At 62.9% G+C, this 24,593-nt stretch carries 27 protein-coding genes and 1 riboswitch; of the genes, 14 read left to right on the top strand and 13 right to left on the bottom strand.

The window, feature by feature from the left end; genetic code table 11:
• Positions 1-76: 76 nt before the first annotated feature.
• Complete coding sequence (locus EU811_RS07650) at positions 77-1,171, bottom strand: pyridoxal-phosphate-dependent aminotransferase family protein (RefSeq protein WP_142937896.1); 1,095 nt, start codon at positions 1,169-1,171, stop codon at positions 77-79.
• A gap of 195 nt (positions 1,172-1,366) precedes the next feature.
• On the opposite strand from EU811_RS07650, the gene EU811_RS07645 reads away from it, so the two are divergent.
• From EU811_RS07645 to purM, 6 genes are all read left to right on the top strand, one after another.
• A complete protein-coding gene (locus EU811_RS07645) occupies positions 1,367-2,209 on the top strand; it encodes a phosphatase PAP2 family protein (RefSeq protein ID WP_142937895.1) in 843 nt (280 codons plus the stop codon).
• A 155-nt stretch (positions 2,210-2,364) separates the two neighbouring features.
• Positions 2,365-2,874, top strand: coding sequence for a 2-oxo-4-hydroxy-4-carboxy-5-ureidoimidazoline decarboxylase (gene uraD, locus EU811_RS07640; RefSeq protein WP_187697097.1), 510 nt, complete (start codon positions 2,365-2,367; stop codon positions 2,872-2,874).
• Positions 2,871-3,212: a hydroxyisourate hydrolase gene (uraH, locus tag EU811_RS07635; RefSeq protein WP_017199951.1), complete on the top strand. Its 342-nt coding sequence runs from the start codon at positions 2,871-2,873 to the stop codon at positions 3,210-3,212. The genes uraD and uraH overlap by 4 nt, the downstream gene beginning before the upstream one ends.
• A 72-nt stretch (positions 3,213-3,284) precedes the next feature.
• Positions 3,285-3,617 (top strand): hypothetical protein, encoded by a 333-nt coding sequence (locus EU811_RS07630; RefSeq protein ID WP_142937893.1) that lies wholly within the window; start codon positions 3,285-3,287, stop codon positions 3,615-3,617.
• A gap of 136 nt (positions 3,618-3,753) precedes the next feature.
• Positions 3,754-5,385 (top strand): amidophosphoribosyltransferase, encoded by a 1,632-nt coding sequence (gene purF / locus EU811_RS07625; RefSeq protein WP_142937892.1) that lies wholly within the window; start codon positions 3,754-3,756, stop codon positions 5,383-5,385.
• Positions 5,382-6,530 (top strand): phosphoribosylformylglycinamidine cyclo-ligase, encoded by a 1,149-nt coding sequence (gene purM, locus EU811_RS07620; RefSeq protein WP_142937891.1) that lies wholly within the window; start codon positions 5,382-5,384, stop codon positions 6,528-6,530. The genes purF and purM overlap by 4 nt, the downstream gene beginning before the upstream one ends.
• A gap of 60 nt (positions 6,531-6,590) precedes the next feature.
• Here purM and EU811_RS07615 read toward each other — a convergent pair whose 3' ends face one another.
• The 3 genes from EU811_RS07615 to EU811_RS07605 all read right to left on the bottom strand — a co-directional run bounded on the left by EU811_RS07615 (position 6,591) and on the right by EU811_RS07605 (position 8,549).
• Positions 6,591-7,361 carry a VOC family protein gene (locus EU811_RS07615; RefSeq protein WP_142937890.1) on the bottom strand — a complete coding sequence of 257 codons (771 nt, stop codon included), beginning with the start codon at positions 7,359-7,361 and terminating at the stop codon, positions 6,591-6,593.
• Complete coding sequence (locus EU811_RS07610; protein WP_142937889.1) at positions 7,358-8,140, bottom strand: VOC family protein; 783 nt, start codon at positions 8,138-8,140, stop codon at positions 7,358-7,360. Before EU811_RS07610 ends, EU811_RS07615 begins: the two co-directional genes overlap by 4 nt.
• 184 nt (positions 8,141-8,324) lie before the next feature.
• Complete coding sequence (locus EU811_RS07605) at positions 8,325-8,549, bottom strand: DUF3073 domain-containing protein (RefSeq protein ID WP_011776148.1); 225 nt, start codon at positions 8,547-8,549, stop codon at positions 8,325-8,327.
• Positions 8,550-8,792: 243 nt separating this feature from the next.
• On the opposite strand from EU811_RS07605, the gene EU811_RS07600 reads away from it, so the two are divergent.
• Positions 8,793-9,722, top strand: coding sequence for a septum formation family protein (locus EU811_RS07600; RefSeq protein ID WP_238703333.1), 930 nt, complete (start codon positions 8,793-8,795; stop codon positions 9,720-9,722).
• 4 nt (positions 9,723-9,726) lie between these two features.
• Here the strand turns inward: EU811_RS07600 and clpB are convergent, their stop codons facing one another.
• The gene (gene clpB, locus EU811_RS07595) at positions 9,727-12,390 is read right to left on the bottom strand and encodes an ATP-dependent chaperone ClpB (protein WP_142937887.1); all 2,664 of its coding nucleotides are present in this window, start codon (positions 12,388-12,390) and stop codon (positions 9,727-9,729) included.
• 151 nt (positions 12,391-12,541) lie between these two features.
• On the opposite strand from clpB, the gene EU811_RS07590 reads away from it, so the two are divergent.
• Entirely contained in the window at positions 12,542-13,159 is a 618-nt protein-coding gene (locus tag EU811_RS07590; protein WP_142937886.1) for an MSMEG_1061 family FMN-dependent PPOX-type flavoprotein, read from the top strand.
• 15 nt (positions 13,160-13,174) lie between these two features.
• Here EU811_RS07590 and EU811_RS07585 read toward each other — a convergent pair whose 3' ends face one another.
• The 4 genes from EU811_RS07585 to EU811_RS07570 are packed head-to-tail and all read right to left on the bottom strand — an operon-like array spanning position 13,175 to position 16,280.
• Positions 13,175-14,248: a sulfate/molybdate ABC transporter ATP-binding protein gene (locus EU811_RS07585; protein WP_142937885.1), complete on the bottom strand. Its 1,074-nt coding sequence runs from the start codon at positions 14,246-14,248 to the stop codon at positions 13,175-13,177.
• Complete coding sequence (locus tag EU811_RS07580) at positions 14,245-15,057, bottom strand: ABC transporter permease (RefSeq protein ID WP_142937884.1); 813 nt, start codon at positions 15,055-15,057, stop codon at positions 14,245-14,247. The genes EU811_RS07585 and EU811_RS07580 overlap by 4 nt, the downstream gene beginning before the upstream one ends.
• Before the next feature lie 15 nt (positions 15,058-15,072).
• A complete protein-coding gene (gene modA, locus EU811_RS07575; protein ID WP_142937883.1) occupies positions 15,073-15,873 on the bottom strand; it encodes a molybdate ABC transporter substrate-binding protein in 801 nt (266 codons plus the stop codon).
• Positions 15,870-16,280 (bottom strand): TOBE domain-containing protein, encoded by a 411-nt coding sequence (locus EU811_RS07570; protein WP_142937882.1) that lies wholly within the window; start codon positions 16,278-16,280, stop codon positions 15,870-15,872. The genes modA and EU811_RS07570 overlap by 4 nt, the downstream gene beginning before the upstream one ends.
• 286 nt (positions 16,281-16,566) lie before the next feature.
• Here EU811_RS07570 and EU811_RS07565 point away from each other — a divergent pair, with 286 nt between their 5' ends.
• Positions 16,567-17,901, top strand: a complete 1,335-nt coding sequence (locus EU811_RS07565; protein ID WP_142937881.1) for an FAD-binding oxidoreductase — start codon at positions 16,567-16,569, stop codon at positions 17,899-17,901.
• A 132-nt stretch (positions 17,902-18,033) separates the two neighbouring features.
• On the top strand, positions 18,034-18,903 hold the full coding sequence (locus EU811_RS07560; protein ID WP_142937880.1) for a DUF4031 domain-containing protein: 870 nt from the start codon (positions 18,034-18,036) through the stop codon (positions 18,901-18,903).
• A gap of 35 nt (positions 18,904-18,938) precedes the next feature.
• Here the strand turns inward: EU811_RS07560 and EU811_RS07555 are convergent, their stop codons facing one another.
• Positions 18,939-19,445: a hypothetical protein gene (locus EU811_RS07555; RefSeq protein WP_142937879.1), complete on the bottom strand. Its 507-nt coding sequence runs from the start codon at positions 19,443-19,445 to the stop codon at positions 18,939-18,941.
• Between the two features lie 60 nt (positions 19,446-19,505).
• On the opposite strand from EU811_RS07555, the gene EU811_RS07550 reads away from it, so the two are divergent.
• Positions 19,506-21,167: a sialidase family protein gene (locus EU811_RS07550; protein ID WP_142937878.1), complete on the top strand. Its 1,662-nt coding sequence runs from the start codon at positions 19,506-19,508 to the stop codon at positions 21,165-21,167.
• A 13-nt stretch (positions 21,168-21,180) separates the two neighbouring features.
• Here EU811_RS07550 and EU811_RS07545 read toward each other — a convergent pair whose 3' ends face one another.
• The 3 genes from EU811_RS07545 to EU811_RS07535 form a co-directional block, all read right to left on the bottom strand.
• Positions 21,181-21,582 carry a YccF domain-containing protein gene (locus tag EU811_RS07545; protein WP_062068115.1) on the bottom strand — a complete coding sequence of 134 codons (402 nt, stop codon included), beginning with the start codon at positions 21,580-21,582 and terminating at the stop codon, positions 21,181-21,183.
• A gap of 95 nt (positions 21,583-21,677) precedes the next feature.
• A complete protein-coding gene (locus EU811_RS07540) occupies positions 21,678-22,130 on the bottom strand; it encodes an SRPBCC family protein (RefSeq protein ID WP_142937877.1) in 453 nt (150 codons plus the stop codon).
• 261 nt (positions 22,131-22,391) lie between these two features.
• A complete protein-coding gene (locus EU811_RS07535) occupies positions 22,392-22,988 on the bottom strand; it encodes a phosphoribosylanthranilate isomerase (RefSeq protein WP_142937897.1) in 597 nt (198 codons plus the stop codon).
• Positions 22,989-23,085: 97 nt separating this feature from the next.
• Between EU811_RS07535 and EU811_RS07530 the strand changes: the two genes are divergently transcribed.
• From EU811_RS07530 to EU811_RS07520, 3 genes are all read left to right on the top strand, one after another.
• The gene (locus EU811_RS07530) at positions 23,086-23,733 is read left to right on the top strand and encodes a HutD/Ves family protein (protein WP_142937876.1); all 648 of its coding nucleotides are present in this window, start codon (positions 23,086-23,088) and stop codon (positions 23,731-23,733) included.
• 57 nt (positions 23,734-23,790) lie between these two features.
• Positions 23,791-23,856: riboswitch (guanidine-III (ykkC-III) riboswitch) on the top strand.
• A gap of 10 nt (positions 23,857-23,866) precedes the next feature.
• Positions 23,867-24,181, top strand: coding sequence for a DMT family transporter (locus EU811_RS07525; RefSeq protein ID WP_024818198.1), 315 nt, complete (start codon positions 23,867-23,869; stop codon positions 24,179-24,181).
• A 2-nt stretch (positions 24,182-24,183) separates the two neighbouring features.
• Positions 24,184-24,567: a DMT family transporter gene (locus EU811_RS07520; RefSeq protein ID WP_142937875.1), complete on the top strand. Its 384-nt coding sequence runs from the start codon at positions 24,184-24,186 to the stop codon at positions 24,565-24,567.
• The last annotated feature ends 26 nt before the right edge of the window (positions 24,568-24,593 follow it).

The following is a 24,593-nucleotide window of genomic DNA, read 5'->3' as shown; positions in this document are numbered from 1 at the left end:
AAAACCATACGGCCGCAGTTAAACGCCCGGGATGTGAGAGAGCGATCCGGTTAAACGCCCGGGATGTGAGAGAGGATCAGGCTTTGGCGAGGGCCTCTTTCAGCGCGCCGAGCACCAGGGTTACGGAAGCGGGGTTGGCGTTGGGGCCCATCATCCCGATGCGCCACACAGTGTCCGCGAACTCCCCCACACCCGAGCCGATTTCCATACTGAAGTTCTCTAAAAGGTAAGCGTGGACGGCGGCCGAGTTGACGCCGTCGGGCACTTTGACGGTGGTGAGGCTCGGCAACCGGGAACCCTCGGCGGCGAACAGTTCCAGCCCCATGTCCTGCAGCCCATCCTGCAAAGCAGTACCAGCCGCCCGGTGCCGGGCCTGGACAACATCCAGCCCTTCGGCGAGGATGCGGTCCAGCGCGGCTTCCAGGCCCGCGATCATGGTAACCGGAGCGGTGTGGTGGTAGGTCCGTGCGCCGCTGGCCGCGCCGACGTACCCGCCGAGCAGCCCAATATCCAAGTACCAGGAGCGCGGATCCTTGACCCGGCGCTCGAATGCCCGGTCCGAAATCGTAAAGGGAGACAAGCCCGGCGGCACACCGAGGCATTTCTGGGTGCCGGCATATCCGACGTCGATCCCCCAGTCGTCTGCCCGGAGCTCCAAACCGCCGATGGAGGTGACGGCGTCGGTGATCAGCAGCGCATCCCCTTTGCCGGCACCCAATGCGGCGATGTCAGAGAGCACCCCCACCGACGTCTCGGCATGGACGGCAGCGATCACCTTTGGATTAGGGTGCGCTGCGAGTACCCGCTCGGCATCCACGGGCTGGCCCCATTCGTGATCAACCCGGACCACTGTGGCTCCACAGCGTCGCGCAACTTCGCACATCCGCACCCCAAAAAGTCCGTTGACAGCGATCACTGCCACGTCGCCGTCGGACACTGTGTTCACGAAGGCCGCTTCCATGCCGCCGGAACCGGTGGCGCTCAACGGAAGCGTCCGCGCGTTGGCCGTACCCCAGACGGTGCGGAGGCCCTCGCAGGTGCGGTCCAGCCGCTCGATGAATACGGGATCGAGGTGGCCCAGCACGGGGTAGGCCAGGGCGGCCATGGCTTCGGGGTAGCAATTGCTGGGGCCGGGACCAAACAGGAACCTGGACGTCAGAATCTCGGGCATGTGCGAACTCCTTCAGTTGCTTGAGGTCATTCTGCCCCACCCAACGTTGCGGGGCCCGCTCTGCACGCTAAAACGCCCCCATAGCGCGCAGAGTGGGCCTCGCAACGTTCTGGGAGAGGGCTATAACCGATCCTCCAAGGCCTAACTGCTAAGGTTACTCACCAATACTGAGGCCGCCACGGATAGGGGACGAGAGTGACGACTGAAGGAAAAGCCGGAGGAAACGAGGCGCCCGAGCAAGGCGTCACGGGCGAAGTCAGCCAGGACCGGTTCGTCGCCGGCCAGGACCTGACGCGCTGGAAATCCCCTGCTGGACGGATATTGGCCGGAGGCGCTGAGAAGGTCACCTCCCTGCTGGGCCCCTACGCAGCACTGATCATCACCCTTGTTGCTGGACTTGCCGTTGCCTTGTCCCTGGCATTGGTGTTTGGTGAGGTCTATGAGTCCGTGACGGAGGCGGACGGCGTTGCCGGGCTGGATGATCCCGTGCTGGCAGCAGCCAAGAGCGTGCGCTCCCCCGCCTTGGACGTGGCTGCCACGGCATATACGAACATTGGCGGAACGGTAGGCATGCCCCTCATCGCCGTGGGCATCATGATATTCCTCGCCACCAAACGGAGGTCGTGGACTCCTGTGATCCTGATGCTCGCAGCGGGGCTGGGTTCTCTGGTCATCACCCTCCTGGGCAAGCCCATCTTCGGCCGCAGCCGCCCGGACATCGCCGACGCAATTCCACCCTACGAGCACTCGGCATCATTCCCCAGCGGCCATTCGCTCAACTCGATTGTGATTGCCGGAATCGTGGCTTACTTGATCATCCTGAGGCTCAAGACCACCAAAGCGAGGGTTATCACCGTGCTGGTCGCGTCGGTGTTCGCCTTCACCATGGGCCTGAGTCGGGTTTACCTGGGCCACCACTGGCTGACGGATGTCTTGGCGGCGTGGGCTATTGGCATCGCTTGGCTGGCACTGGTCATCACGGCGCATCGCCTCTACCTCACAGCGCGAACTCGGCGTCACAGCGCTGTAGCCTCTTGACACCGACCCGCCAACTCGGCTTAACTGAATTACGTATGCTGAAATAACAGTTCCATGATGCGGAAGCTTGAAGCACGGGCTTCCTCCTGCACCAGCAGGGGTTCCGCATAGCCCACACCATGGATGCCAGCATTTTGCATGAGGATGACACAAGCATGGAGCTTGCAGTATTCAACAGTGTTGACCGGGACCAGGCCATCAGGACCCTCACCCCCTGCCTGGATATCAGCCGTTGGGTGGAGACCATCGTGGACGCGCGCCCCTACCCCAGCGTCGACGAACTGCTGGGGCAGGCCCAGCGTGCCGCCGAGCCATTCACAGCGGCCGAGGTGGAGTCCGCCATGGCGCACCACCCCCGAATCGGCGAACGCCCCAAAGCCCAGACCACCGAGGCGGCCATGTCGCGTTCGGAGCAGGCAGGAGTTGATCCCGGCGACAATCACACAACAGCCGCACTCGCCGAGGGCAACCGGGCGTACGAGGAGAAGTTCGGCAGGGTCTTCCTGATTCGTGCTGCCGGTCGCAGCGCCGAGGAAATCCTCAGCACCCTGCAGGAACGCATCACCCACACCCCTGAAGAAGAAGACACGATCGTGGCTGGCCAGTTGCGGGAGATCGCACTGCTGCGCCTCTCCGGACTGATCAGCGAAGGAGCCAAGGCATGAGCGTTTCACAAGTAACGACCCATATTCTCGACACCGGTTCCGGACGCCCGGCGGCGGGTGTCGCCGTCGTACTCTACGTCCGCGAAGGTGACGACTGGACCCTGGTGGCGAAGGGCGAAACCGACGCCGACGGCCGCATCAAAACGCTCGGCCCGGAACGGATTCCGGGCGGCGCCTACCGCCTGAACTTCGCCACGGGTGCTTACTACGAAGGCCTGGGCACGGAAACATTCTTCCCGGAAGTGGACTTGAACTTCACAGTCTCCGACGCCGGCGAGCACTACCACGTGCCCCTGCTGCTGAGCCCGTTCGCGTTCTCCACATACCGCGGCAGCTAACCCCAGGAGTTTGTGTACAGATAATGCCNNGGCATTATCTGTACACAAACGCGGAACGGTACGCTTGAAGGCATGGCTTCAGAGGACACCACCCCCAACTCCGCCCGACGCGAGATCACGGTTCGCCGGGCACCCAAGTTTGTACCCTTCATGATTTTGGGGGCCGTGGTTGGTGCGATCGTGGCCGCAATTATCGCCTATGGCCGCCAGGCCGATCCCGCTTTCGACGCCGGCACAGTGTTCGGCTTTTTCCTGATCGTCTGCGCGGGCGGCGGCGTCATCCTCTTCTCGATTCTCGCCTTGATCCTGGACCGCATTAGCGTCAAGCGCACCCAGCGCGCCGTGGTTGAGCCCGTTCCGGACTCGGTTCCGGATGAAGGGCCAGAGCACGACGACGGCCGCTGAGTCAGGCGCTTGACCCGCCTCTTCGGAGGCTCGTCGGATGTGAGACACACCGCATTTTCTTGGGAACACGCCAGTTCGCGGGGTCACATAGCCCGCGGGGGAACGTACCACGCCTACATCATGAGACAATCGACCAGTGGCACGTGGCGACGGAAAACTTTCTCATGATCTTCTCCCCGGCGAAAAAGGCCCTCAGGACGCTTGTGGCGTCTTTGGGGTTTGGGCTCCCGGTGAAGAAGTAGCAAAACTCACCTATTACGGGCTGTATGCGCTGCAGCACCGCGGACAAGAATCGGCTGGTATTGCTACCAGTGACGGCAAGCGCATTAATGTCTATAAGGACATGGGCCTTGTGTCCCAGGTCTTCGATGAGACAACCCTGAACACCCTGACCGGGCACCTGGCCGTTGGCCACTGCCGGTACTCCACCACCGGTGCAAGCCACTGGGCCAATGCGCAGCCCACCCTGGGCGCTACCGCAACAGGCACTGTTGCCCTGGCCCACAACGGCAACCTGACCAACACCGCTGAACTCCGGGAAATGATCCTGGAGCGCAACGACGGCCAGCTGACTGGTGAAATGAAGCAGGGCAACACCTCGGACACCGCACTGGTGACCGCTCTCCTTGAGGGCGAAGAGGGAAAGACCCTGGAGCAGACCGCACTGGAGCTGCTGCCCAAGATCAAGGGTGGCTTCTGCTTCGTCTTCATGGATGAGGGAACCCTCTACGCAGCCCGCGATACGTACGGCATCCGCCCGCTGTGTCTGGGCCGCCTGGAGCGCGGCTGGGTTGTCGCTTCTGAGCAAGCCGGTTTGGCTACTGTTGGCGCCAGCTTCATCCGTGAGATCGAGCCCGGCGAATTCATTGCCATCGACGAGGACGGCGTCCGTTCGCAGCGCTTCGCCGAGGCAACTCCCGCCGGCTGTGTCTTCGAGTACGTTTACCTCGCCCGCCCGGATGCTGCCATTGCCGGCCGCTCCGTGTACGAGGCCCGTGTTGAGATGGGCCGCCAGTTGGCCCGCGAAAACACGCATGAGGCAGACCTGGTCATTCCAGTTCCCGAGTCCGGTACCCCCGCGGCTGTTGGTTACGCTGAGCAGTCCGGCATCCCGTTCGCGCACGGCTTCGTCAAGAACGCGTACGTGGGCCGCACCTTCATCCAGCCCTCGCAGACGCTGCGCCAGCTGGGTATCCGCCTGAAGCTCAACGCCCTGGAATCCGTGATCCGTGGCAAGCGCATTGTTGTGGTGGATGACTCGATCGTCCGCGGCAACACCCAGCGCGCCATTGTCCGGATGCTCCGCGAAGCCGGTGCGGCAGCCGTGCACGTGAAGATCTCCTCCCCTCCGGTTCAGTGGCCTTGCTTCTACGGCATCGACTTCGCGTCCCGCGCAGAACTCATTGCGAACGGCGCCACCATTGAGGAGATCTCCCAGGCTATCGGCGCTGACTCGCTGGCCTACATCTCCGAGGACGGCATGATCGGCGCTACCCAGCAGCCGCGCGAGCGCCTCTGCACGGCCTGTTTCACCGGCAAATACCCCATCGAGCTGCCGCACGCGGACAAGTTGGGCAAGAACCTGCTGGAGCGCACCGATCTTGGTGGCCTGGAACCGGCCGCCCAGACCGAGTCCGTGGACGATACCGAGGACCCTGCCGACAAGCCGGGTGCCACGGGTTGCGATCCCGGACCTGACGCTGAATTCGAAAACCTGCTTACCGACGCTGATCGTTTGACCGACGCCGACAAGAAAGAGTCTGTATGAGCTCCGCAACACCCGCCGCTGAGAACAACTCCGGTATCACCTACGCCTCCGCGGGTGTCGACGTCGAAGCGGGAGACCGCGCCGTCGAACTCATGAAGGGCGCCATCAAGGCGACCCACAACACCTCGGTGATTGGCGGCGTCGGCGGTTTCGCTGGCCTGTACGACGTCTCGAAGCTGCTGACCTACAAAAAGCCGCTGCTGGCAACGTCCACTGACGGTGTGGGTACCAAGGTTGCCATTGCCCAGGCCATGGACATTCACGACACCATCGGTTTCGACCTGGTGGGCATGGTGGTGGACGACATCGTGGTGGTTGGCGCTGAGCCGCTGTACATGACCGACTACATCGCCTGCGGCAAGGTTGTCCCGGAGCGCATCGCTGACATTGTGCGCGGTATCGCAGCGGCTTGCTCCGTAGCTGGGACCGCACTGGTTGGCGGCGAAACCGCCGAGCACCCCGGCCTTCTGGGCGAGCACGAATATGATGTGGCAGGTGCCGCCACCGGCATCGTCGAGGCCGACGCCCTGCTGGGCCCGGACCGCGTCCGCGCCGGCGACGTGGTGATCGGCATGGCCTCCTCCGGACTGCACTCCAACGGTTACTCCCTGGTCCGCCGCGTCATCAACCACGCCGGTTGGGCCCTGGACCGCCAGGTCTCCGAACTCGGACGCACCTTGGGCGAAGAACTCCTGGAGCCCACCCGCGTTTACGCAGCCGACTGCCTGGACCTGGCCCGCGCCTTCCCGGTGCACTCGGCCAACGCTGTTCACGGCTTCAGCCACGTCACAGGTGGTGGCCTGGCAGCCAACCTCGCACGCGTCCTCCCGCAGGGCCTGGTGGCCACGGTTGACCGCAACACCTGGGAACTGCCCGCCATCTTCAAGCTGGTTTCCGAGCTGGGCAACGTCCCGCTGGCCGACCTGGAGCGCACGCTGAACCTTGGCGTGGGCATGGTTGCCATTGTTTCGGCCGAAGCAGCAGACGCCGCAGTGGCCCGCCTCAACGACCGCGGCCTGCCGTCCTGGGTGATGGGTACCGTATCTGCTGACAGCGACTCGATCGACAAGACCGGCCCGGACTACGTCCAGGGTGCCAAGGGCGTCGACGGCGGCGCTGTCCGTTTGGTGAACGCCTACGCCTAAGCGCGTTATGGCTTTGTAAAGAGAGCGGCCGGGCAGTGCCCGGCCGCTCTTTTGCTCTTCCTAGACCTGAATCAGGCTCAGAACCCCGCCTTGCGGATCCCGGATGGTAGCGAGGGAGCCAGTCTCAGGCTTGTCTTCCGGCTCCACCAGAAGCTCTCCCCCGGCTTCCACGGCCGCCTCAGCTGCTGCGCGCAGATCCGCTACGCCAAAGTAAATCTGCCAGCCGGCGTCATCGCCCTCATCGGCAGGAACAACGCCGGCCACTTCGTCACCGTTGACCATCAACGTGCTGTAGCTGCCGCCGTCGTCCTGGGGATATTCAGTGACTTCGTGCCTGAAAAGCTGCTGGAAAAACGCGACGGCGGCCTGCGGCTCAGGCGTCAATAGTTCAGCCCACGCCAACGCCCCTGGCTCGTTGAACAAATGACTACCTGTGTGGGTTCCGGCTTGCCAGATCCCGGTGGTCCCACCGCCCGGAGGTTCAATGAACGCCAGGACTCCCGTGTCCGCAACGGGCTCGGGACCGAACTGAAGCTTGCCACCAGCGTGGACCGCGTCCTCGGCAATCTCGTCGGTGTCAGTGGCCGATAAATAGATGTTCCACTGGCCATGCGTGCCAGCGGCCTCCTGCCTCGGATTTTGCGGCGCAATGACGGCCACCAGCTGATCCTTGACGAACGCCTGCGCATAGCTGCGGCCGTCCGGGGTGGGCAGGTCCTTGAAGGTCCAGCCAAACACCTGCCCGTAGAAGGTCTTGGCTGCCGCGACGTCCCTCGTCTGAAGGTCGGCCCAGCACGGCTCACCACTGGCGTAATGCTTGCGGGAGCTCATGCCGTCAAACCTGTCATGATGCTGAACGCTGCGCCCGCAGGGTCCATGAGAACTGCCATTCGTCCAACTCCCGCTACGTCAAAGGCCGGGGCGATCACGTGGCTCCCCAACTCAACGGCCTGCTCCACCGTGGAGTCAGTATCCACCACGTTGAAGTACGTCATCCAGAACGGTGACAGCCCCTCAATGGGCAGCTTGAGCGCACCGGCAATACGTCTCCCGTTCACCAGCAGGCTGGTGTACTCCTGCAGGTCTCCGGCTGGCCCGGTTTCGCTGCTGCACCCAGTCACAGCTTCATAGAAGGCTACGGCTTTGGGGACATCATTTGTCTGCAGTTCATTCCAAATCATGGCTCCCGGCTCGTTGACCAGACCCGACCCGGGATGGCTGCCCGCCTCCCAGAAACCGATCTGGGCACCGGTGGGATCTGTGGCGAAGAACATACGGCCGCTGCCGTTAGGAACCGAATCCGGAGGAGAAAGAAGGGTGCCGCCAGCTGCCTCTACTCTCCGGGCTGCCTCGTCCGCGGAATCAACAGCAAGGTAATTTGCCCAATAGGAGGGCATTCCCTCGGGTGCATCAGGCTGGTGCTGCATCATCCCGGCCACGTAGCGGCCGTGGAGTTTGGCCATGTAATAGGTCATGCCATTTCCGGCATCCATGGCGTCCAACTCCCAGCCGAAGAGGTCCCCATAAAACGCTTTGGAGACATCGATATCGGTAGAGGATAGGTCCGCCCAACACGGTGTTCCCTGCTGATAACTCTGGACCTCCGGCATGGATTACCCTTTCAACGCGCCCGGACTCCAGCCTACGCAAAAAAGGACCCCCAGGGTACGCCAATGATCGGCGTGGCCTGAGGGACCTTTTTAAAAGAAATACGGCATTCAAAAATGCGCGATGACCGTAATGTACGACGGCGGTCCGCAACTCAGCGCCAAAGGCACCTGTTGGTTGCGACAGCTATCCGATCCGGCGGGTGTCAACCTCGTCGTCGTCATCTTCCGCGTACTTATCCTCGTAGGCCGAGTAGTCCGGCTCCGGGGGATCGTCGGGGAAGTGGCTCTTTACACGACTGGACGGACCCGTGAGCTCCCGCTCAAGTGCCGAATAGTCAGTGTTCGGGGAGTAGTACTTAATATCCCGAGCCTGCTTGGTAGCTTTTGCCTTTTGACGGCCGCGCCCCATGGCGTGACCCCCTTTTGTACTTGGACCGGAGGTGGTCACCTTGGCTATCGGTGAGGCCCCGGAATGTTTGGTCAATTTGTCGTATGTCTAGATTACATGCTTTCGAGGGTGCCTGCGCGCCACCGGGAGCCCGCGCCCGGGCCGACTACAGTCGAAACCACGCCGATGCACCTCCAAGAGAGGCGAAAATTGGGTAGAGTCGGCCTCAATGCGGCTCCACAGCAGGAAGGCACACCCCGGAATATGAGCCAGGACAACACTTCACCCCGCGATGGTTCACCACGCGATCAAGGCGAGGATGGAGTACCTTCCGCGCCCCAAACGCCGCCGTCACCAAGCAACCAACCGCCAGCAGCTCCTTGGGCGTCGCCGTCAGGCCTTCAACCGGATCCCGCCCCTGAGCTTGACCCGGATTTTGTGCCCAACCCGGCAGAGCAGCCCGACCCCGCGCTGCCACCCACGGATGCAGACTCAGGCAAAGACGGCGCCGCACCCATTTACGCGGGCTCACAGCCTTACCAGGGCCAGCAGCCGGGCTCACAGCCTTACCAGGGCCAGCAGCCGTACGCACAGCCGTCCTATTCAGGCCAGCAGCCGTACACCAGCGAGCAACCTTATCCAGGCCAGCAATGGCCGGCCCCGGATGGACAGCCGGAACCTCACGGAGACCCCATCAAGCGTCAACGTTTGGTGATCGGCGGGATCGTCGTGGGCGTTCTCATACTTATTGGTGTTGTCATCTGGGTTTTGCTGAACCTGCTGGGGACGCGCCCTGAAGCGGCCGTGTCTACGCCCAGCGCAGCCCCCACAGCCGGGCCGCTCCCCCGCGACGCGGAGGCCAAGGACTTCCAAGTGGGCGACTGCTTCTCAGACTTTGATGCCAACTCTTCAAAAGCCAGAACCGTTGCCTGCGACACGGAGCACTCCGCCCAACTGGGTGCCGTCTTTAGCTATGCGGCTGATGAGTCCTTCCCGGGAACCAACGCCCTGAGGGACAAAGGACGCGAGGTTTGCAAAGACGTGAAGCTCAACGAGGCGGCCGACAACTACGTACTGCTCCAGCAGAACGTCTACCCGAGCACCACTAGTTGGGATCGGGGCGACCGCCGCGTTGATTGCTTCATCGTGGTGGATTCAGGCAACACCATCAAGGAGGATCTCCTCAAGAAGTAGCCCGCTATCCCTGCTTCCTGCGGACCGTGAGGCCCGTACCGGCGGGAGTGCCGCCGTCGGGACCCGTCAGCGCTTCGAAGCCCTCAACGGTGAGTTCGTCCAGATCAGCGGCGGTGTCCACCAGCACGGTGTCGCCGTCGCTGATTTCGCCTGCAAGAATCTCCTTGGCGAGGCGGTCGCCGATCTCCCGTTGCACCAGTCTGCGTAGTGGCCGTGCACCGTAGGCGGGATCGAAGCCGGACATGGCCAACCACGCACGTGCGCCATCAGAGACTTCCAGGCTCAGGCGGCGCTCACGGAGCCGGTTGCCCAACTCGGCCACATGCAACTCAACAATCCGGGCCAGTTCCTCCACGGACAGCGGATCAAACAGCACGATCTCGTCCAGGCGGTTCAGGAACTCCGGTTTGAAGGATGCCTGGACCACCGCCATGACAGCCTCACGCTTCGCCTTGGCATCCATGGTCGGGTCCACGAGGAACTGGCTGCCGGAGTTGGACGTCAGCACCAGGATGGTGTTGCGGAAGTCCACGGTGCGGCCTTGGCCGTCGGTGAGGCGTCCGTCGTCCAGAACCTGCAGGAGGATGTCGAAGACCTCCGGGTGGGCCTTTTCCACCTCGTCCAGCAGCACTACGGAGTACGGCCTGCGGCGGACAGCCTCGGTCAGCTGGCCACCCTCCTCGTAGCCGACATATCCCGGAGGGGCACCCACCAAGCGCGCCACCGAGTGCTTCTCGCTGTACTCGGACATGTCGATCCGGATCATGGCGCGTTCGTCGTCAAAGAGGAAGTCCGCGAGTGCCTTGGCCAGCTCGGTCTTACCCACACCGGTGGGCCCAAGGAACAGGAAAGAACCTGTGGGACGGTTGGGGTCGCTGATGCCGGCACGGGCACGGCGCACGGCGTCGGACACAGCTTGGACGGCTTTGGTCTGTCCGATGAGCCGCTTGCCGAGTTCCTCTTCCATGTGCAGCAGTTTCTGCGACTCACCTTGGAGCATGCGACCGGCCGGGATCCCGGTCCACGCCGAAATGACTTCAGCGATGTCGTCCGCCGTCACGTCCTCGGCAACCATCAGTTCCGGTTTTGAATCGCTCCGTGCCGACTCCTCCTCAGCAGCGGCGCTCAGCTCCCGCTCCAAGGCGGGCAGCTCGCCATAAAGGATCCGCGACGCCGACTCGAGGTCGCCCTCGCGTTGGGCCTTATCTGCGACAGAACGCAGTTCGTCGATCTTCGCTTTGAGATCGCCAACCCGGTTGAGCCCGGCTTTCTCGGCTTCCCAGCGCGCGTTCAAGGCACTCAGTTCTTCGTTCTTATCGGCCTTGTCCGCACGGAGCGCTGCCAACCGTTCCACCGAGGCAGGGTCCGTCTCACCTTGGAGGGCCAGCTCTTCCATGGTCAAACGGTCCACGGCACGGCGGAGTTGGTCGATTTCTTCCGGCGCGGAGTCAATCTCCATGCGGAGCCTGGACGCGGCCTCATCAACGAGGTCAATTGCTTTGTCCGGAAGCTGGCGGCCGGAGATGTACCGGTTGGACAGAGTCGCCGCGGCCACAAGGGCGGAGTCAGCAATAGCTACCTTGTGGTGTGCCTCGTAGCGTTCCTTCAGGCCGCGGAGGATACCGATGGTGTCCTCAACACTGGGCTCGCCAACATAGACCTGCTGGAAGCGGCGCTCCAGCGCAGGGTCCTTCTCGATGTTCTCGCGGTACTCGTCCAAAGTAGTGGCACCGATGAGGCGCAGCTCACCGCGGGCCAGCATGGGCTTGAGCATGTTGCCGGCATCCATGGCGCTCTCACCTGTGGCGCCAGCCCCCACCACCGTGTGGATCTCATCAATGAACGTGACGATCTGACCGTTGGAGTTCTTGATTTCCTCCAGCACGGCCTTCAGACGTTCCTCAAACTCGCCGCGGTACTTGGCACCGGCCACCATGGAGGCGAGGTCCAAGGCGATGAGGGTCTTGCCACGCAGGCTTTCCGGCACGTCTCCGGCCACCATGCGCTGGGCTAGTCCTTCGACGACGGCCGTCTTGCCAACGCCCGGCTCACCAATCAGCACGGGGTTGTTCTTGGTGCGGCGGCTCAAGACCTGGACGACGCGTCGGATCTCGCTGTCACGCCCGATGACGGGATCCAGCTTGCCGGAACGGGCCACAGCAGTGAGGTCCGTGCCGAACTTCTCCAAGGCCTGGAAGGTGTTCTCCGGATCGGGCGAGTTCACATTCCTGTCGCCCCGGACACCCGGCAGGGCGGCGAGCAGCGCCTCATGGGAGGCACCGGCGTCGCGCATTAACTTCCCGACGGCGTCGCTTCCGGCTGAGAGGCCCAGCAGCAGGTGCTCAGTGGAGACGAAGGAGTCGCCAAGTTTGTCCGCCTCGGCTTGGGCAGCCTGGATGGCCTGCATGGATTGACGGGACAGCTGCGCCTGCTGGACCGAGCTGCCCGAGGAGGACGGAAGGGCCTTGATGGCCGAGCTGGCCTGCACGCTCACCGCATCCGGATCAGCGCCGGTGGCACGCAGCAGGGCAACAGCAACACCCTCCCGCTGGTCCATCAGGGCCTTCAACAGGTGTGCTGGTTCGAGCTGTGGGTTACCGGCAGTGGAGGCGTTCATGGCGGCCGCAGAAAGGGCCTCCTGGCTTTTGGTGGTGAATTTGACGTCCAAAGAGTGCTCCCTTTCTGGAGTGATGCCTAGTGATGACAAAGTTGAGTCTACTACGCTCAACTTTGCTTTTGGGTCCACTCTGTTCAATGTTTGCCCACGGCGAAACCAGAGTCCAGAGCCCGCCGAAATCAGGGGAAAGTAGGCTGGGGCCATGGAGACCATTTCAACCGCAGAAGAACTCGAAGAACTCATCGGATTGCCCCTCGACCGCACCAGGAAGAAAGTGCGTACATCCCTCAGTGATTTCGACACGCAATGGCTGGCTGCCAGCCCCTTCTGCGTCATCTCGACAACCGACGCACAAGGGCGCGTGGACGCCTCGCCCAAGGGTGATCCTGCCGGATTCATCCAGGTCCTAGACCGCCACACCATCGCCATCCCGGAACGCCCAGGCAACAAACTGGTGTTCGGCTTCCACAACATCCTGGAAAACCCGAACGTCGGCATCCTTTCCGTCGTCCCGGGCCGCACCGACACCCTCCGGATCAACGGGACCGCACAGATTGTCCGCGATGCCGACTTCTTCGATCTCATGGTGGTCAAAGGGCACCGGCCGCGCGCCGCCGTCGTAGTTTCGGTGGAGGAAGTGTTCACGCACTGCGGCAAGGCGTTCATGCGCAGTGGCCTGTGGCAGCCCGAAACCTGGGATGCCGGCGGCCTGCCGAGCATCGCGGCGCTCGCAAAGACTTACACCCAGCCCGAGACGCCACTGGAAGAGCTTGAGACTTATTACGGACCGTCGTACGCCGAACAGATGTACCGGGACTAACACCGGCCCTCAACCTCAGGCCGGGTAAACAGACACCAGCGCGGATTTGACCACGAACCGCACCTCCATGCCCGGTACAAGCCCCAGATCGGCGGACGCTGCCGGAGTGATGTCGGCGGACAAAGCCTGGACGGGATCTCCGGTCCTTGCGCGAACCCGGATCTGATCACCATGCGGTTCAAGGTCAGTGATGACCACGGGAAAAGAGTTGCGCGGGCTTCCGTGCACCTCACCCAAAAAGACGGAAACACTCGACGGCGGGAATGCTGCCACGCCTGCCTGGCCAAGTGAAGGTGACCAGCCGGAATCGTGCTGACCGGCGAAGACCCGGCCATCCGGCGTCGTTATTCCGTCCCCGGTGATGGTCCCGGTGACAAGGTTCAGCCCTGCGAGGCCGGCAGCGAAGTGGCTTCTGGGCCGCTCGAGGACATCCCGGGTTGGGCCTTCTTCCACAATGCGGCCCTTCTCCACCACCATCACACGGTCGGCGAGCATGTAGGCGTCCAGGACGTCGTGCGTGACGATGATGGCTTTGCGGCCTTCGAGGACCCGCTTGAGCACACGTCGGAGCAAGGGCGCTGCGTGGATGTCCAGAGCGGCCATGGGTTCATCGAGCAGCAGGAGTTCGGGCTCAGCTGCCAAAGCGCGTGCCACGGCAACTCGTTGAGCCTGCCCACCGGACAGCTGAGACGGCTTCCGATCCGCCAAAGGCAGGGCATCAACTTCGGCAAGCCAGTGCCGTGCCGTTTCCCGCGCCGCAGCCTTGGATGCACCCGTACTCCGCGGCCCGAAGGCCACGTTATCCACGGCATTCAGATGCGGAAACAGGAGCGCTTCCTGGGCCAGAAGCGCAGTCCCCCGGAGGTGAGGCGGGCTCCAAAGGTTGGTGTCGTCGTCGAGCGTGAACAGCTCTTTGTCGCCGATTCGCGCCGAGCCGGAATCCGGCCGCAGCAGTCCTGAGATCACACCCAGCAGAGTGGATTTTCCGGCACCGTTGGGACCGAGGATGGCCACGGTTTCGCCATCTTTAAGGCTGAGGGACATCTCGAAATTTCTGGAGTGGAGGCTGGCTTGCAGTTCAAAAGTCATGGCTGCACCTCCACATGACTACTGCTTCGTCGGCGCCCGTAGCTGAGCCCAACCACCGCCACTGCCACCGCCACCAGCACCAAAGAAAGTGCGACGGCGGCATCGGCGTCGGTCTCGCGCTGCAAGTAGATTTCCAACGGCAGCGTACGGGTTACCCCCTCCAGGCTGCCCGCGAAGGTCAGGGTAGCGCCGAACTCGCCCAAGCTACGCGCGAACGACAACACGGCCCCGGACGCGAGCCCGGGCAGAACCAGCGGCAGGGTAACCCGGCGAAGGACCGTGGTGGGTTTAGCGCCCAGGGTGGCCGCAACGGCTTCGTACTTGTTCCCCGCCGATCGCAGCGCCCCCTCCAGGCTCACCACAAGGAACGGCAAGGCCACGAACGTCTGAGCCAGAACAACTGCGGTAGTAGTGAACGCGATCTGGATTCCCACCTGCTCCAGGGATTTGCCGAGGAGACCCTGCCGGCCGAAGGTGTACAGGAGCGCAATGCCCCCCACCACCGGTGGCAGTACCAGCGGCAAGAGGACGAACGCCCTCAGTAACCGCTGGCCCGGAAAATCGCCACGCGCCAGGACCAACGCCAAAGGTACACCCAGCACGATGCACAGAACGGTGCTGGCTGCCGAGGTCCGCAGGCTCAGGCCAAGCGCGGCCAGCGAGGACTCGGAGGTAATGAGCGGGATGAACTGTGGCCAGTTCACCCGCAACACCATCGCCGCCAAGGGAAGCACCATCAAAAGTCCGCCCCCGGCCGCGACCACATAAATCCAGCGCGGGACGCCGTGGTAGCCGCTATGCCTGATCATTCCCCGTGGCCTCCGCTACGGCGTTCCAAAGCCGGCATCCCTGAGGACCTTCTTGCCTGCTTCACTGGTGATGTTTGCGATGAAGGCGGCTGCGAGTTCCTTGTTCTTACTAGTGCCAACCGTGGCAATCGGGTAAGTGTTGACGGCCTCGTCCGATTCCGGGAATGCTATGCCCTTGACCTTGTCGCCGGCGCCCCTGACGTCTGTGACATACACCAAGCCGGCGTCAGCCTCGCCCGAGGTGACTTTGCCCAGGACATCGGTCACTGACGATTCCTCGCTCACCGGGCTCAACGTTGTTCCCGCGGCCTTTTCAACGGCCTCCGTTGCAGCGCCGCAGGGAACCTGGCTGGCGCAGGTCACCACTTTGACGCCCGGCTTGGCAAGGTCCGCAAAAGAAGAGATCGACGCCGGATTGCCGGGTGGGACGGCGATCTCCAGGACGTTGGTAGCGAAGTTGGTTGCGGTGCCTTCCACGAGCCCTTGGTCGTCAAGCTTGGTCATGTTCCTGGTATCGGCCGAAGCGAAAATATCCGCGGGAGCGCCTTGGGTAATCTGCGTGACCAGATCTGAGGAGCCCGCAAAGCTGAGAGTCACTTTGGTGCCCGGGTGCTGAACTTCGAAGTCCTTGGCCAACTGGGTAAACGTGGTTTTCAGGGATGCCGCAGCAAAAACGGTGATCTCTCCGGACATGGACGACCCCGGGTTGGCCGAGCCTGTGGACGGACGTGTGGTGCCCGAGGCGCAGGCCGCCAAGCTTGCCGCGACCGCACCTGCAACCAGAAGTGCGGCAAGAGGCTTGCGGAGGATGCTCATATGACGCTCTTTCCCTGCGGTGTTTCGATGATGACTGTGGTGGCCTTCACCACGGCCGTGGCCACCGAGCCAAGTTCAAGGCCGAGCTCGCGGACGGCTTCGCTGCTCATCAGCGACACCACGCGGAACGGGCCACATTGAAGCTCAACCTGGGCCATCACTTTGTCCGCGGTGATGCCAGTGACCAAGCCGACGAAGCGGTTTCGTGCTGAGCTTGCCGCGCGGGAGGGATCATCAGGGAGATGGGACTGCCCGCGGGCAAGTGTGGCCAGTTCCAGTCCATCCACCGCGAGCCGCCCGGCTGAGTCCTTGAGCGCAGTGAGAGTTCCATTTTCCGTCCAGCGCCTCACGGTGTCGTCGCTGACACCTAGGAAACGCGCGGCTTCGGAAATTCGTATGTGCGGCATAAATGCATCATAGTGCCGTATTTGCGGATCTGAGGCACCTGATGATCCGCAAACAAAAGATGACCGCGGACAGCGGGCCGCCCGTTGGCTGCACCCTTTTCCGTCGCCCCCACCCTTTTGCATTCTTGGCGCGCCCGATGCCGCCCGACGCTCCCGTAAGCTCTGGTGCGCATGGCGGAAAGTGGTGCGCCGCCGTCGTCGTACTTCTTTGCGTTACCCATGGTCCACGGGGACCGGCCGCCGTACCCTGTTCTAGGGGAGAGTTTCATATCCGAAGGAACGTCCCATGGAATGGATTCGGCCGGACAGCCCGGACTACGACGACGCCCGAAAACTCTTCAACGCGATGATCGACCGCAGGCCGGCTGTCATCGCCAAATGCTCAGATCCCGGCGAGGTTGCCGAGGCGCTGCGCTATGCGCACAACCACAATCTGGATGTTGCCGTGCGCTCGGGCGGGCACTCGGTGGCCGGCATGTCCACCAACGACGACGGCTTGGTCATTGACGTCCGCCCCATGAAGTCCATCAGCGTGGACCCCGATGCCAAGACCGCCACGGCCGGCGCTGGACTCACGTGGGGCGAGTTCGACCGCGCAACCCAGCAGTACGGGCTGGCCGTGACGGGCGGACGCGCCTCTACCACGGGAGTCTCGGGCTTCACACTTGGCGGTGGTTCCGGATGGCTGGAGCGCTCATACGGATTCGCGTGCGACAACCTGCTCTCGGTAGACCTCGTCACAGCCTCCGGCGATCGCGTGACCGCCAGCCGGGACGAGAATCCGGAGCTGTTCTGGGCCCTCCACGGAGGCGGCGGAAACTTTGGCGTGGCTACGTCCTTGACGTTCCAGCTCCACGACCTCGGACCTTCGGTGGTGGCCGGCCTCATGCTGTTCCCCGGGGACGACGCACCGGATCTGTCGCGCGCCTACCGGCAGATTGCTTTGGAGGCACCCGACGCCGTGGGGACAGCACTGGTGTACCTCACCGCCCCGCCGGAAGAGTTCGTCCCCGAAGAGATGGTGGGCAAGCTCGCCGTCGGGATGGCATACATCTACGCGGGCGATCTTGAGGCCGGCGAGGAGCATGCAAAGCCGTTCAAGGACCTCGGCCCCTCGGTGGACCTGGTTTCACCCATGGGATACGCGGACTTCCAATGCATGATCGATGACCCTCCGGACCTCTACAACTACTGGAGCGCCGACTACCACGACGAACTGTCCGATGCTGCCCTGGACCTCCTGGTGGACTCGGCACAGCGCCTTCCAGGCCCGCACTCGCAGCAGCTGGTGGCTCGTTGGGGCGGAGCCGTGGGCGGACCGGCTGCCGCGAACACACCATTGCAGCACCGCGGAGCCTCGTGGGTCAGCCACCCGTTCGGCCTGTCCGAGACCCGTGAGGGCGGGCAGGAAGCCAAGGCTTGGGTCAAGCAGTTTCGGCAAGACATCGCCCCTTACACCACGGGCGGCGTATGGCTGAACTTCATAGGTGACGAGGGGCAAGACCGGATCATGGCGGCCTACGGCGAACAGAACTACCGCCGGCTGTCCTTGGTGAAGGGCGAGTTCGACCCCGACAACGTGTTCCGCGGCAACCAGAACATCCTGCCGGCCGAGCGCTGAGTTTCCTGCACTCCTTCCCAGTTGCCGTGATCAGCGCGGGCAGTGAAGCCTGTACTTCCGGGACGGTAGCACGGCGGTAGACGTCCCGATGGCCGGCAACTGGGAAGGATCGTCCGGGGCTACACTTTGGCCATGGCCATCTACGTGGATCCGCCCTTGTGGCCAGCGCATGGAACCGTTTTTTCACACCTGGTTTCGGACACGTCGCTGGAAGAGCTGCACTCGTTCGCAGCCTCCGCCGGCGTTCCCGAACGAGCCTTCGACGGAGACCACTACGACGTCCCCGAACGACGATACGACGACCTCGTATCCGCGGGCGCCATCCCTGTGGAGGCCCGCATCCTGGTCCGCAAACTCATAGCCAGCGGACTCCGCATCCCCGCTCGTGAACGGAGCAAGGCCTTGACAATACCTTTAATGGAACGATGGAACAGCACCTATCCCGGCCACGAGGAGCTGGGCCTTGAGTTGCTGGAACGCTGGGGAGAGGACCGCAGGAAGTACCACAGCCGGACACATCTCCTGGCAGTCCTTGAGGCCTTGGATGTACTGGCCCAACCGGACCAGCCTGCCCGGACCGTCTTGCTGGCAGCGTGGTTCCACGATGCCGTCTATGAAGGGGTCGCAGGGCAGGACGAAGAAGAGTCCGCACGCTTGGCAGAGGACCGGCTAACGTCCACTGGTTTGGCTCCGCACGAGGTGGCCGAGGTGGCACGCTTGGTCCGACTCACCGCCACACACAGTCCAAAGACAGGCGACTACGCGGGTGCAATGTTGTGCGACGCAGACCTCTCGGTGCTCGGCAGCGACCAGCAGTCCTATGCCCGCTATCGTGCCGCCGTCCGCGAAGACTACGCCCACGTCAGTGACGACGACTTCGCGAAGGGGCGCGCCGCCGTCGTACGTGACCTCCTGAGGCTGGATCCCCTGTTCCACAGCGAACGCGCCAAGGCACTCTGGTTGACGGCCGCGCGACGGAACCTCACCGGCGAACTCGGGTGAGCGGTTCGCTCGACGCCCCGCGCGAGTTCCGCGCCTCAGCCGTGCGCGAGGAGTTCCAGTCCTACCACCGCCAAGCCCAGGAGGAACTCCGCACCGAGCACAATCACCTTCTTCCACCACGACATCTTCACCCGGCGAACCGCCAGATAGCCGATGAGGACCAGGGCAGTAATCAGGGCGACCGTTGATGCGCGCAATGAGGTTTCGACGCTCCACCGGCCCATGGCAGCCACCGCGATAAAGATCAATGGGAGAACAATCGCCCCGAAGGCGCCGAAGCTGGTCCGCGCCATATGCGCCAGCTCAGAACGGCTGGGGGTCTTCGCATGCACGGCCAGGTGCGAGACGAAGTCGGCCACGAACACCGCCAGCAATGTTCCCACCACTGTGATGGCCAGCGTCGAAGCGGCTTCCCCTGGAGTGAGTGTCTCCGCGTGCGACTGCAGGGCGAGGACAACCGCCAGCCCGGTGAAGGTCACATAGACCCGCTCCTTGAGTGCTTCGGCTCGGTGCTGGGCGCTGGGCTGGGCTTTGGTGGTCACCCGCCAAGATTACTCGTCAACGTTTCTGGTGGTCTTTGCAGCCGGGGCTACCATGGAGGTGTGACCTCCTACCTCCTGGATTCCCCCAAACTCCCGCTGGCTGTACCCGACGTCGAGCACGTCCTGGCCGTCCGCGGCGTGGGCGGCTACCGCCAGTACCGCATCCCGGCCCTCGCCGTCAGTACTCGGGGAACTGTGCTGGCTGCCTACGACGGCCGACCCAACTTGGACGACCTCCCCAATCCCATAGATCTTCTCCTGCGTCGCAGCTACGACAACGGAGTTACCTGGGAGCCTCAGCAGCTTGTGCGCACGGGCTCGGGGCTCCACGGCTTCGGCGATCCAAGCTTGCTGGTCGACACGGAAACCGGGCGGATTTTCATGTTCCACGCCGCAGGCACGCATGCGGGCTTCTTCGAAGCCGTCACCGGCTTGGAGCCCGAGGACGAGGTGCAGCATGCGGACGTCAGCTTCTCAGACGACGACGGCGACACCTGGCAACACCGCCGGCTCACCGGACAGCTCAAGCACGGTGCCGTCACTGGCCTGTTCGCCGCGGCTGGTCAGGGAATCCAGATACACACCGGCCCTTTTGCAGGCCGGCTGGTGCAACAGTATGTGCTGTTGGCAGACGGAGCCATCATGGCTGCGTCCGCATACAGCGACGACCACGGCGGGACCTGGTCCCTCGGAGACATGATCGGAACCGGTCCCGGCGGCATTGGGCCCAACGAAAACAAGGTTGTGTGCTTGGACGATGGCCGGCTGCTCCTGCATTCGCGGGCAACGCCGTGCAGGTTGTCTGCTGTGTCCGAGGACGGCGGTCAGACATGGAGCCCGCTGCAGGCCATCCCGGAACTACCCGACCCCAGTGACAACGGCTCCGTGGCGCGCTTCGACGGCCTTCCCAGCGTTGATTCCTACGCGACACCCGAGACCTCCAAGTGGCTGATCGCCAGCAACAATCAGGACCCTCATCTTCGTCGGAAGACGGTCCTGAGCCTCTCCCCCGACGACGGCGCCACCTGGCCGGCCAAGCTGTTGCTGTGCGAGGACAGTTCCGCTTACTCGACGGTTACGCGGCTGCCAAATGGAAACATCGGGGTGCTGTACGAGCGGCACGGCTACCGCGAGATCGTGTTCGCGTCGATCCCTGCCGGGCAACTGACGAGGCAGCTTCACCGAGCTGCAGCGGTTCAGGACTCTTCGGACACTGCGGGGCTCGTCTTCGACATGGAGCTGCGGTCCATCACTCCGGGCAGGCCCGCGGAATGGCAAAACGCGGGTGACTACCACGTGATTCCGGCCAACAGCGACGGCGAATGGGACGTGCAGACTTGGAAGGAAATCGGCCAAGGCTACGCCGGTAACCAGGTCCTTGGCACCCGCGAAGCCCAAGACCTCAACTACGGCCCCATCATCGCTGGCTACAAGGCCGGGGACATCTTGGCTTTCACCGGACGCATCCGCAACCGCGGCACCGAGCCGGCTGCCGGCGTCGTGCTTCTCGGACCGCACAACAACCCCGACAATTTCCCGCCAACGGACCTGCAACCCGGCGAACACGCGCTGTACTTCACCCCGACGTACACCATCACGGAGACCGATCTGGCCCGGAAAACGCTGGACCTCACTTTCACGGCAGAGGCCGACGCCGGAAGGGTGCGTTCGGAGCGCACCTTCCGGTTCGACCTGCTCACCGGCGCAGTGGTTGCGTCTTAGCGGTAGGTGCTGCTTATCGGTAGGTGCTGACGAACGGCTGGCTGGTGGGCACAATCTGCTTACCGAGGGGCATCAGCGATACCGGGATCAGTTTCAGGTTGGCGATGGCTAGCGGGATTCCGATGATGGTGATGGCCATGGCAACTGCCGTGACCACGTGACCGATCGCAATCCAGATACCTGCAACCAGAAGCCAAATCACGTTGCCCAAGAGCGCAAACACCCCGGAACCGCCCGGCTTCTCAACCACCATTTGGCCGAAGGGCCACAGGCAGTAAGCACCGATCCGGAACGAAGCGATGCCCCACGGGATAGTGACGATGAGTACGCAGCAAATGATGCCTGCCGCGAAGTAACCCAAGGCCAGCCAGAACCCACCGAAGACAAGCCAGATGATGTTAAGGAGCGTTTTCATAGTCTTCATTCTCCCCTGCAGGCCCGACAAAAAGCCTAGGGGTCTGCCCTGAATCTTCCCTGACTTCCAGCGGCGCCCAGGCCCAGGTCAGTTCCTCAACTAGCCAGGAGCGCATCCAGCTTATCGAACGAGGTGCCCCAGCCGTCGCGCGTCATCTCCACCCACTCTTCGGAAGCGAACGGACCCTGTATGAGATTCATCTTGGTTCGGCCGTTGAGGTCCTCGAATTCAAGGTGCATTTCCTCGTACTCGTGGTCCGCGTCCGGGGCGGCTTTGGCCTGTGCCACCAAAAGAGCCGGGCTGTTCAGCTCGGAGATAGTGGCTTCGATCGGGGCAGATTGCTCGCCGTTCTCATCCGACCACACCATCACTACCTGCCAAACCCCGCCAACCCGGGGCTCGACGATGATCTGATCGCGGGGAGCCTCCACTTCCACGGGCCCGAACCACTGGGTGAGCTTGTCCGGCTCCATCCAGGCCTCGAAAACCTTCTCGCGGGGAGCATCGAATTCGCGGCTCATGGTCAGGGTGTACTGTTCCGTGCTCATTGCGTGACTCCTGGCTTCCGTGGGTTCGAAGTTTCGAGGTTAATCGTGCTCTTGGAAGTGAGTCTAGGGGGTGCCCGCGACAGGCAGACCCTCTCTCACTAAATCGCGGGTTTCCACCGATCCTCTCTCACTAAATCGCGGGTTTCCACCGATCCTCTCTCACATCACCACCAGAAAGAACGGGAAGTGAGAGAGCGACCGCGAAAAGCCAACGGGAAGTGCGAGAGCGTCAGCGAAAAGCCAACGGGAAGTGAGAGAGCGTCAGGCCTTGGCGGCTTCGACGAAGGCACGGATCTTGGCCAGGTCCTTCACTCCGCGGGATGCTTCGACGCCAGAGGACACGTCCACTCCCCATGCACCGGCCGCCGCTGCTGCGAAGGCCACGTTGCCGGGTTCAAGCCCGCCGGCCAGCAGCCATTCCCTACCGCCAAGTTCCTTGGCGCGCACGGAGCCGTAGTCCCACGACTCCCCTGAGCCGGGAATAGCGGCATCGATCAGGAAAATATCCTCGCCCAGATCAGCGAACTCATCTTGCGAGGCACCCATGGTGACGGCCCGGATGAGCCGCATCCCGCCGTCGTGCACTGTTGTGACGTCGTTGGCTGTCCGGTGACCGTGCAATTGCACCCATTCGAGGCCGGCGGCACGAGCCGTAGCCACCGCCGCATCGGCTTCCTCATGCCGGAAAACACCCACAGCATGGACACCCTCCGGCACCAGCGGCAGCAAAATGCGCACCTGGTCCGGGCTGACTTCGCGCGGACTGGCGGTGAGTACGAACCCGACCGCGTCCGCACCGGAGTCCACCGCTTCACGGACGGATTCGGGCGTGCTCAAGCCGCACACTTTGACGAACATTCCCATGCCTCCAGCCGTAGTCAGAACGTTTTCCACATATGACGTTAGCAAGCTGCAAAGCCAACGCAGAAGCCGCGTCCACCACTAGGCTGGTCGAATGGAGATTATCCGCTTTGCCGACATCCGTCCCGAACCGTGGCGTAATGGGGGCGGGGTGACGCGCGAACTCGCCAGCCATCCGAAGGCTGCCTCCGCACAGGACGGCGCCTGGGATTGGCGCGTCAGCATCGCGGACGTTTCCAAGGCTGGGGAATTTTCTGTGTTTCCGGGCATGGAGCGGGTCATCACCATCATCGACGGCGAATTGCTGCTCCTCACGGTGGACGGCTCGGAGCATCCGTTGGAGAAGTACCGTCCGTTCCGTTTCTCGGGCGAGGCTGCATCCTCGGCCACCCTTCCGACCGGCGACATCCGGGATTTGAACGTCATCGCACGCGAAGGTGCTTTCAAGGGCTACACCTCCATTGTGGAGATCTCCAAGAAACGCGCGCACCCGGTCTTCGAGGGCCAGCTGGCCGTCCTGCTTGAGGGTAAGGCCACGGTGGCGCCCGGGGCCGCTGTGGAGGAACCAGCCGCTGTGGAGGAAGGATCCGACGGCGACGGTCCGGCACCCAGCGTCGGTGAACCAGTCGAGCTCTCCCGATACGACGCCGTGGTTGGCTCGGATACCCGCAGCCCTGAAATCTCAGGCCGGGGCTTCGTGGCAGTCATCTCGATCGATCATGTGGACCCGTCGCACGCCTGAGCTGGTGACGTTAACCACCAGAGGTGGCCACCCCGCAGGGGAGTTGCTAGCCTGAAATGAAGGTTCCCCTCTGGAACCTCCGGACGACGGTTCAGTACCCGGCATGCGACAAGACTGGCCAAAGGAAAATGTCATGTCGTGGTTAATTCTCATTCTTTCCGGGGCACTCGAAGCCGTCTGGGCAGCAGCTCTCCATCGCTCCAAGGGCTTCCGTAAACCCGTCCCCACAGTTGTCTTCCTCGTATCTGTCGTGGCCAGCATGGCCGGACTCGCTATTGCGATGCAATCCATTCCCACCGGCACGGCCTACGCAGTGTGGGTTGGTGTCGGCGTGGTACTGACAGCCACGTACGCCATGGTTACCAAAGTTGAACGTGCGACGACGGCCCGGCTGCTTTTGCTTGCGGGCATCGGCGCATGTGTCATTGGCCTGAAGGTGGTGGCATAGCCATGACTAAGAACACTGGAAACATCAAGAACACCGGCAACGGCCTCTACTGGATCATCCTCCTGGCTTCAGCGCTGCTGGAAGCCGTATGGGCCACGGCTCTGGGGTTGTCCAACGGCTTTACGCAACTCATGCCCACTGTGGTTTTTGCCATCACCGCCGTGCTGAGCATGCTCGGCCTGGGTATCGCCGTGAAACGAATCCCCCTCGGCACTGCCTACGCGGTGTGGGTTGGTATCGGAGCTGCGCTGACCGTTGGTTGGGCCATGATCACAGGTGTGGAAACCGCGAGTCCGTTGAAGCTCCTGTTCATCGCGGGAATCGTGGGCTGTGCTGCCGGACTGAAGGCCTTGCCCGCGGAGAAGCCTGTAGCAAAGGCCGAGTAGCAAGCACTCCCCGCGTTCCTTCCCCC

Origin of the sequence: Arthrobacter sp. TS-15 (assembly GCF_006964045.1) — a bacterium.
In the GTDB taxonomy this organism is placed as follows: Bacteria; Actinomycetota; Actinomycetes; order Actinomycetales; family Micrococcaceae; genus Arthrobacter.
The sequence above is the reverse complement of the archived record's forward strand: the minus strand, read 5'-3'. Positions and strand labels throughout refer to the sequence as shown.